Source organism: Streptomyces sp. NPDC046876 (assembly GCF_040645035.1).
In the GTDB taxonomy this organism is placed as follows: domain Bacteria; phylum Actinomycetota; class Actinomycetes; order Streptomycetales; family Streptomycetaceae; genus Streptomyces.
The window spans coordinates 1-8,958 of sequence record NZ_JBEYXK010000169.1; the positions used below are offsets into that span (position 1 = coordinate 1).

Consider the following 8,958-nt stretch of genomic DNA (forward strand, 5'->3'; position numbering starts at 1 on the left):
GGACGGAGTCTGGGGGAGGGTCCGGGCGGACCCCGGTGCCCGGCGGAGCCGGGTTGCCTGGGGCGCTGCCCCAGACCCCGCGCCTCAATCGCCGGCGGGGCGGAAACGGCCCACCCCCGGCTGCGAGAGCGGGAGGCAGATGTGGGCCCACCCCTGCTCCGGAGGCAAGCCGACCTTGTCCGAACACCCGTGACCGGGGAGCAGTGGCAAGGGCCCCGCGCGCCGCGGCGGAGGGCGTGGCCGGCCGGCGGTAGCTTCGGGGCATGGCGGAACTCATCCACTACGTCGACCGGTCGGACATCCTGGAGGGGAAGGCCGCGCAGGTCAGGGGGCTGATGCGCGGGCTCGCCGCGTTCGTCGAGGCGCACGAGCCGCGGCTGCAAGCCTACGGCTGCTACATCGACGAGTCCGGATCCACGATGTCCGTGGTGGCCGTCCATCCCGACACGGAGTCGATGGAGTTCCACATGGAGATCGGCGGACCGAGGTTTCGGGAGTTCGCTCCGCTCATCCGGCTCCGGTCGATCGACGTGTACGGCAGGCCCGGCCCCGCGGCCGTACGGGCCCTGCGGGAGAAGGCCGAGATGCTCGGTGGGGCCACTGTCACCCTCCACACCCTCGAGGCCGGCTTCACCAGGCAGAGCCCGGCGTGAACTGTGCCACAGCCGCGGCGGCCGCGGGCCCGTCGTTGCGGGGCAAAGCGGGCCGGCGGCCCCACCCCGGTTATGCACCTTGTTGCATAACCGGGTCGCGGTCGCTAGAACAGGGGCATCCACCCCCGCGCGAGGAGGCGCCCCCATGACCCAGAGCCGGTACCCCCACCTGCTGAGCCCCCTGGACCTCGGCTTCACCACCCTGCCGAACCGCGTGGTCATGGGCTCGATGCACACCGGCCTGGAGGAGCACGAGCGCGGCTTCGAGCGGCTGGCCGCGTTCTACGCCGAGCGCGCCCGCGGCGGCGTCGGCCTCATCGTCACCGGCGGCATAGCCCCCAACGACGCCGGCCGCCCCTTCGAGGGCGGCTCCCGCCTCACCACCGAGGAGGAGGCCGCCGAGCACCGGCAGATCACCGAGGCCGTGCACGCCGAGGGCGGGAAGATCGCGATGCAGATCCTCCACTTCGGCCGCTACGCGTACCACAAGGACCTCGTCGCCCCCAGCGCCCTCCAGGCCCCCATCAGCCCCTTCGTCCCGAACGAGCTCACCGACGCCGAGGTCGAGCAGACCGTCGAGGACTTCGTCCGCGCCGCGCGCCTGGCCAAGCTCGCCGGCTACGACGGCGTCGAGATCATGGGCTCCGAGGGCTACCTCATCAACGAGTTCATCGCCGCCGCCACCAACCGCCGCGAGGACCGCTGGGGCGGCTCGTACGAGAACCGCGTCCGCTTCCCGCTGGAGATCGTCCGCCGCACCCGCGAGGCCGTCGGCCCGGACTTCATCCTGATCTACCGCCTGTCCATGCTGGACCTGGTGCCCGGCGGCTCCACCCTGGAGGAGGTCGTCCACCTCGCCAAGGAGATCGAGGCGGCCGGCGCCACCATCATCAACACCGGCATCGGCTGGCACGAGGCCCGCATCCCCACCATCGCCACCTCCGTCCCCCGCGGCGCGTACACCTGGGTCACCCAGCGCCTGATGGGCGCGGTGTCCGTCCCCCTGGTCACCAGCAACCGCATCAACACCCCCGAGAAGGCCGAGGAGATCCTCGCCGAGGGCCGCGCCGACCTGGTGTCCCTGGCCCGCCCGTTCCTCGCCGACGCGGACTTCGTGGCCAAGGCCGCCGCCGGCCGCCCGGAGCACATCAACACCTGCATCGGCTGCAACCAGGCCTGCCTCGACCACACCTTCAGCGGCAAGATCACCAGCTGCCTGGTCAACCCGCGCGCCTGCCACGAGACCGAGCTCGTCCTGTCGCCCACCCGGCTCGCCAAGAGCGTCGCCGTCGTCGGCGCCGGCCCGGCCGGCCTGGCCTGCGCCGTCACCGCCGCCGAACGCGGCCACAAGGTCACCCTCTTCGAGGCCTCCGGCCACATCGGCGGACAGCTCGACATCGCCCGCCGCATCCCGGGCAAGGAGGAGTTCGAGGAGACCATCCGCTACTTCGGCACGCAGCTCGCCGAGCGCGGCGTCGAGGTCCGGCTGAACACCCTCGCCGACACCGAACTCCTCAAGGGCTACGACGAGGTCGTCGTCGCCACCGGCGTCAGCCCGCGCACCCCCGACATCGAGGGCGTCGACCACGACAACGTCGTCGGCTACCTCGACGTGCTGCGCGACGGCGCCCCCGTCGGCGAGCGCGTCGCCGTCGTCGGCGCCGGCGGCATCGGCTTCGACGTCGCCGAATTCCTCACCGACAGCGGCGAGGGCGCCTCCCAGGACCCCGCCGTGTACTTCCGCCACTGGGGCGTGGACACCTCGTACGCCGGCCCCGGCGGCCTGACCGCCCCCGAGCGGCCCGCCTCCCCGCGCCGGGTGCACCTGCTCCAGCGCAAGGCCACCAAGGTCGGCGCCGGCCTCGGCACCACCACCGGCTGGATCCACCGCGCCGAGCTCAAGCACCGCGGCGTCGTCTCCGTCGCGGGGGCCTCGTACGACCGCATCGACGACGAGGGCCTGCACATCACCGTCGACGGCGAGCAGCGCCTCGTGCCCGCCGACACGGTCGTGCTCTGCACCGGCCAGGAGCCGCGCCGCGACCTGTACGAGGCGCTGCGCGCCGCCGGCGTCGAGGCGCACCTGATCGGCGGCGCCGACGTCGCCGCCGAGCTGGACGCCAAGCGGGCGATCCGCCAGGGCACGGAACTGGCCGCCTCGCTCTGACGCTGCGTACGCGCCCCGTGCCCGCGCCCGCGCCGTGCGGCGCGACCTGCGCGTACTGCCCGGAGGACCAAAGGTGTTGTGGCGGCCCCGGCGGGCCGCCACAATCTCCGGGTGACTCTGACACCGGCAGATGCAGACAAGGTCCTGAAGGACAACTTCGCCCCCTGGGTGCTCGCCCTCGGCCTGACCGTCGAGGAGACCGGCGAGCGGCACGCCGTCCTGCGGCTGCCGTGGTCCGACGCGCTCGCCCGGGACGGCGGCGGCCTGTCCGGCCAGGCCCTGATGGCGGCTGCCGACACCGCCACCGTCATCGCCGTCTCGGCCGCGCGCGGCGGCTACGGGCCGATGACCACCGTCCAGCAGTCCACGAGCTTCCAGCGGCCGGTGATCGGCGCGGACGTGCTGATCGACGTGCGCGTCACCAAGCTCGGCAAGCGGATGGCCTTCGCGGACATCACCATGACCCCCGAGGGGGCCCACGAGCCGGCCGCGACGGCGTCGACCGTCTACGCCCTGCTGGGCTGAGCGGGGTGCCGCCGGGGCCGGAGCGCTCCTCGCTGTGGCGGAACCGGGACTTCACCGTGTTCTGGCTCGGGCAGGCGCTGTCCGTCCTCGGCGGCTCGATCTCGTACGTCGCCCTGCCGCTGCTCGTCGCGGATGCGACCGGCTCCCTCGTGCAGATGGGCCTGATCACCGTCGTCATCGGTGTCACGGGCATCGGCACCGGCCTGTTCGCCGGGCACGTGGTGGACCGTGCGGACCGGCGCCGCCTGATGATCGCCTGCGATCTCGGACGGGCCGTGCTGCTGGGCGCGGTGCCGTTCATCTGGCTGGCCGGGCCGCGGATGTGGGTGCTCTACGTGCTCACGGCCCTGGTCACCGCGCTCAAGACCTTCTTCGACGTGGCGTACGTGACGGCCGTGGCCAACCTGGTCTCCACGGAGCAGCTCGCCGCGGCCAACGCACGCCTGATGGGCACCTTCGCGATCGGCACGCTCTGCGGGCCGGCGCTGGCCGGCCTCCTCACCGCATGGGTGGGCGGGGACTGGGCGCTGGGCGTGGACGGGGCGACCTTCCTGGTCTCCGCGGTCAGCCTGTGCCGGGTGACCTTCGGGCGGCGGGAGCCTGCGGGCGCAGGCGGGCCGGCGGCGCAGGAGGGCTCCCGGGGCGGCGGCGTCGGCCGGCTGCGGGAGATGTTCATGGTCGGCTTCCGCTTCCTGTGGGCGCACCCGCTGCTGCGCCCGCTGACCGTCCTGCTGACCCTGCTGACGTTCGTGACCATGGGCGCCACCGACCTGCTGCTGTACCGGATCACGGTTGACCTGGGCCGGGACGCGACGGTCGCCGGCTCGGTCGTCGCCGTCAGCGGGATCGGTGTCGTCGCCGCGGCCGCCGCGGCCACACGGCTGCGCCGGAGGTTCGGGTTCGGCGTCTGCTGGCTGGGCGCGGTCGTGCTGATCGGCCTCGCGGTCGCCGGGATCGGCCTCAGCCGCAGCATCGCGGTGACGGCCGTGCTGGCCGCCGTGTTCATGTTCGGGACGACCCTCGGCGGGGTCTGCTCCATGACGATGCGCCAGGAGGTCACCCCCGACCCGCTGCTCGGGCGCGTCACCTCCGCCTTCTGGACGGTGCACAACGCCTCGGGCCCGGTGGGCGCGGCCGTCCTGACGGTGCTGGCCGCGCGGTGGGGCGTGCCCGCGGTTAGTGTGGCCGGCGGGGTGTTCTGCCTGCTGATCGTGGCCGCGGGGCTGCTGACCCCGCTGCGGCGCCGGCACGCCCCGGGCGGCCGGGCCGCCGCCGGGCGGACGGCGGTGGCGGGATCTGCCGCCGCCGGGCCCGGCGGCCCGGACGGGCCGGGCGGCTCCGGGCCGGTCAGCCGACCGAAGCGGCCTCGACGCCGGTGAGGCGTTCGGCGGCGGCCCACAGCCGGGCGCACGCCTCCCGGTCCAGGGCCCGGCGGGCGAACCGGGCGGTGGTGGTGCGCCCGGTGAGCTCGAACAGGCCGTCGGGGCCGTAGTACCCGCCGGGGGCGGCGTCCGCGCTCGTGGCCGCGTACAGCAGCGGTTCCGCGCCGGTGCCGACCTCCTGCTTGGGCAGGAAGTCCACCGCGCTGGTCAGGCGGTGCAGCCGCGAGGGCCGGCCGGTGGCCAGGCTCGCGCCCGCGGTCTGGAGGTTGGTGCGGGTGTACCCCGGGTGGGCGGCTGTGCTGCGCAGCGACCAGCCGCGCTCGGCCGCCAGGGCGCTCAGGTGGCGGGCCATCATCAGGTCGGCCAGCTTGGACTGGGCGTAGCTGAGCATGGGCTGGTAACGGCGCCGCTCCCACTGCAGGTCGGCGAAGTCGATCCGGCCGAAGTGGGCCATGATGCTGCTCATGGTCGCCACCCGCGGCGCGGGGGCGGCGAGCAGCGCGGGCAGCAGCCGGACGGTCAGGGCGAGCGGGCCGAGGAAGTTGCTGCCGAACTGCAGCTCGAAGCCGTCGGCGGTGGTCATCCGGCGCGGCGGGGCCATCACGCCGGCGTTGTTGACCAGCAGGTCCAGCGGGACGGAGTCGGCGAGCAGCCCGTCGGCGAACGCGGCGACCGAGGCCAGGTCGGCCAGGTCGACGCGCCGCACCTCCAGCTGCGCCTGCGGGTGCCGGGCGAGGATCTCCGCGCGGGCCTGCTCGCCTTTGGCGGGCGTACGGACGGCCAGCACGACCCGGGCGCCCGCCTCGGCGAGCCGGCGCGCGGCCTCCTTGCCCGTGCCGCTGTTGGCGCCGGTGACGACGGCGAGCTTTCCGGACTGGTCGGGAACGGCGTACATGGCGTGCTCCTCGGCGGAGAAATAAGAGACCGGCGGTCTGCTGATGCCTCCGAACGTAGCAGACCGCTGGTCTCATAACAACAGACCGCAGGTCTGTAGGCTGGCGGGGTGACCCTGCCTGTGAAGTTCCAGCGTGCCCGCAACGAGGAGCAGCGCGCCGTCCGGCGCCAGGCGATCCTGGACACGGCGGCCGCGATGCTGGCGGAGATGCCCGTGGCGCAGGTGAGCCTGAACGAGCTCGCCCGACGGGTGGGCCTCGCCAAGTCCAATGTGCTGCGCTACTTCGAGTCGCGCGAGGAGATCCTGCTCGAACTGCTCGACGCCGCCTCCCGCGAACTCGTCGGCCGGCTCGACGCGGCCCTCGCCGAGGCCCTGGAGGGCGCCCCCGCCGAGGAGCGGCCCGACCGGATCGCCGCCTGCGTGACGCAGTGCCTGGAGGAACGGCCCGTCCTGTGCGACCTGATCAGCGCCCAGGCCGCCGTGCTGGAGCGCAACGTCTCCCCCGAGGTGGCCGCGCGGTACAAGCGGGGCGTGATCGCCAACACGACCGCGCTGGCCGGCAGCCTGGCTGCGCACCTGCCCGAGCTGGGGGAGGAGGACGCCTTCCGCTTCGTGGCGGGCGCCGTGATGGTCACCGGGTCCGTGTGGACCCATGCGCACCCCTCGCCGGCCATGCTCGCCGCGTACGAGGCGGACCCGGCGCTGGCCGTCCTGCGCCTGGAATTCGGCGCGACCCTGCGCGAGACGCTGGAGGTCCTGCTCGCGGGCCTGCTGGCCCGGGCGGCCCGTCGCGCGTAGCGGCATTCCGAGGGCCCGCACCCCGTGCGGAGTGCGGGCCCGGCCGATGGGCTGCGCTACCGGTCAGAACCGGTCGGGGCGCCCGCCCGGGAAGCGCTGCGGCGACGACGGCACCAGCTCCGCGCGCCGCTCCTGGCCGCCCGGGACCGTACGGCAGGTCACGTCCGCGGCGGGCAGCCGGCCCGAGGCCAGGTAGTCGTTGACCGGGGCATTGGCGCAGGACGCGCCGTCGAAGAGGTACACGCCGTGGCCCTCGCCGCCCATGGCCAGCACCATCCGCGAGCCCTTGAGCGCGCGGTGCAGGCCCTGACCGCTCGTCAGCGGGGTCTGGGAGTCCCACTCGTTCTGCACGGTGAGCACGTCCGCCCGCGTCTTCATCTGCGTCACGGGCTCCACGGGCCGCTGCCAGTAGGCGCACGGCTTGATGTTGGACGCGAAGTCCCCGTACAGCGGGTACCTGGCCTTGTCCCGGGCCGCCTCCCGGGCGTACTGCTCGGGGTAGCGCGGCCATTCCACGTCACCGCAGATCACGGACAGGAACACCGCCGTCCCGTTGTCCGTCGCCGGCTCGGCCGCGGGCTTCAGGAGCCGGCGCTGCTCCGCGGAGAGCGGGGCGCCGGGCTTGCCGTCGGACGCGTCCTTCAGCGCCTTGACGACCGGGGCTGCCTGGGCCGGGTAGAAGAACAGCGCCCGCGCGGTGCGGATCATGTCGCCCGTGAGCTTCTGTCCCTCGAACTCGATCGGGTCCCGGTCCGCGCGTGCCACCAGGTCCCAGAACGTCTTCGACACCGCGGCCGGGGTGTCGCCCAGCCCGAACTCGGCGCTGCGCTCGGCCGTCCACTGCGTCCACCGCGTGAACGCGGGCTCCGCCTCGCTCGCCCACACCTGGAGCATGCCCCGCCAGGCGCGCTGCGGGTCGACACCGCTGTCCAGCACGAAGCGGTCGGTGCGGGAGGGGAACATCTGGGAGTAGACGGCCCCCAGGTACGTCCCGTACGAGTAGCCCACGTAACTGATCTTCTTCTCGCCCAGCGCGGCGCGGATCGCGTCCATGTCGCGCGCCGTGTTGCGGGTGGTGATGAACGGCAGCACCTGGCCGGACTTCTCGCGGCACTTCTCGGCGACCGTGCGCGCCCACTCCACGTCCGCCGCGAACGTCTCCTCCCTGTACGGGCGGTCGATGTTCTGCTCGGTGTCGTTCAGGCCGCAGGTGATCGGGCTGCTGGAGCCGACGCCGCGCGGGTCGAAGCCGATCAGGTCGTACTGGTCGCGCACGTCCTTGGGCATCAACTCGTTGAACATCAGCGGGAGATCGAGGCCCGAGCCGCCCGGCCCGCCCGGGTTGAACAGCATCGCACCGTGCCGCTTGGCCGGGTTCTCGCTCTTGATCCGGGATATGGCGAGGTCGATCGTGCGCCCCTGGGGCCGGCGGTAGTCGAGCGGCACCTTCAGGGTCGCGCACTCGTACGCGGCCGGCTGCTCCGGGCTGCAGCGGTGCCACTGCGGCTTCCCGGGGGCGTACTCGGCGGTCTGCGACGCGGCGGACGTCTGCGCGGCGGACGCCGGTGGGGCGGACAGTACGGGGAGGGCGGTGGCGAGGAGGCCGGCGGCGGCGAACGCCGGCGCGAGGCGGGTGAGGTTCACGAAGAGCCGTGTCCTTTCCGTGAAGTGGGTTGCCTCACCACCTTGTTGTAGGCACCGGCCCGGGCGAATCATCCCGGAGGTCGGCCCGTATGCTCCTCGCGAACGAGCTCATATCCGGACAACTGGCCGACACGCCACGCGGACGGCGGCGCCGCTCAGCCGATGCGCTCGATCGCGACGATCGCCGCGTCGTCGTCGAGGCTGCCGCCGGGGGAGTGGGCGAGCAGGTCCCGGCACAGATGGCGCAGCAGCGCCTCCGGGCCGTCGCCCGGCCAGTCGGCGGCGCGCTCCTGCAGCGGGTAGAAGACGCCGGCCGCGTCACGGGCCTCGATCACGCCGTCCGTGTACAGCAGGATCATGTCGCCCGGCTCGAAGGGGAACGACTGCGCGGCGAAATCCGAGCCCGCGAGGTCCGACAGGCCCAGCGGCGGCCCCGGCCGGTCCACCTCCAGCGGGACGGCCCGGCCGCCGCGCAGCAGCAGCGGCGGCGGGTGGCCGCAGCTGATCAGGCGCACGGTCCTCTCCGCGTCGGGGATGTCGAGCACCGCGGCCGTGGTGAACGCCTCGCCGGGCGAGCCGTCCCGGTCCCCGCCGGGACCCGCATCGGAGTCGGGGTCCGTGACGACCGCGCCCTCCAGATGGTCGACCAGGGCCGGCAGGTCCACGTCGTGGTGGGCGGCGGCCCGGAAGGCACCCAGCACCAGGGCCGCGTCCCCGACCGCCTCCAGGCCCTTGCCCCGCACGTCTCCGATGATCAGCCGGGTGCCCCGGGCGGTGCGGGTGGCGGCGTACAGATCGCCGCCGATCTGCGCCTCGCCCTCGGCGGCCAGGTACACCGCGGCCAGCCGCAGCGGACCCATCCGGTCGCGCAGGGGCCGCAGGACCACCTGTTGT

Annotated in this window: 8 protein-coding genes; 5 read left to right on the top strand and 3 right to left on the bottom strand. The window is 73.7% G+C overall.

The genetic code is table 11. The features are described 5' to 3' along the window. Nucleotides 1–263 precede the first annotated feature (263 nt). The 4 genes from ABZ924_RS37240 (at nt 264) to ABZ924_RS37255 (ending at nt 4,724) form a co-directional block, all read left to right on the top strand. Nucleotides 264–653 (top strand): hypothetical protein, encoded by a 390-nt coding sequence (locus ABZ924_RS37240; protein ID WP_361919951.1) that lies wholly within the window; start codon nt 264–266, stop codon nt 651–653. 145 nt (nt 654–798) lie between these two features. Further along, on the top strand, nt 799–2,820 hold the full coding sequence (locus ABZ924_RS37245; protein WP_361919953.1) for an NADPH-dependent 2,4-dienoyl-CoA reductase: 2,022 nt from the start codon (nt 799–801) through the stop codon (nt 2,818–2,820). Between the two features lie 111 nt (nt 2,821–2,931). Then, the gene (locus ABZ924_RS37250) at nt 2,932–3,345 is read left to right on the top strand and encodes a PaaI family thioesterase (protein WP_361919955.1); all 414 of its coding nucleotides are present in this window, start codon (nt 2,932–2,934) and stop codon (nt 3,343–3,345) included. Between the two features lie 5 nt (nt 3,346–3,350). Then, nucleotides 3,351–4,724 (top strand): MFS transporter, encoded by a 1,374-nt coding sequence (locus ABZ924_RS37255; protein WP_361919957.1) that lies wholly within the window; start codon nt 3,351–3,353, stop codon nt 4,722–4,724. Here ABZ924_RS37255 and ABZ924_RS37260 read toward each other — a convergent pair. Continuing rightward, nucleotides 4,693–5,622, bottom strand: coding sequence for an SDR family oxidoreductase (locus tag ABZ924_RS37260; RefSeq protein ID WP_361919959.1), 930 nt, complete (start codon nt 5,620–5,622; stop codon nt 4,693–4,695). The genes ABZ924_RS37255 and ABZ924_RS37260 overlap by 32 nt on opposite strands. Nucleotides 5,623–5,736: 114 nt before the next feature. Between ABZ924_RS37260 and ABZ924_RS37265 the strand changes: the two genes are divergently transcribed. Continuing rightward, on the top strand, nt 5,737–6,420 hold the full coding sequence (locus tag ABZ924_RS37265; RefSeq protein ID WP_361919965.1) for a TetR family transcriptional regulator: 684 nt from the start codon (nt 5,737–5,739) through the stop codon (nt 6,418–6,420). 63 nt (nt 6,421–6,483) lie between these two features. On the opposite strand, the gene ABZ924_RS37270 is transcribed toward ABZ924_RS37265, so the two are convergent. After that, nucleotides 6,484–8,064, bottom strand: a complete 1,581-nt coding sequence (locus tag ABZ924_RS37270; protein ID WP_361919961.1) for an alpha/beta hydrolase — start codon at nt 8,062–8,064, stop codon at nt 6,484–6,486. Nucleotides 8,065–8,219: 155 nt separating this feature from the next. Then, a partial coding sequence (locus ABZ924_RS37275; protein WP_361919963.1) for a PP2C family protein-serine/threonine phosphatase occupies nt 8,220–8,958 on the bottom strand: 739 nt, incomplete at its 5' end.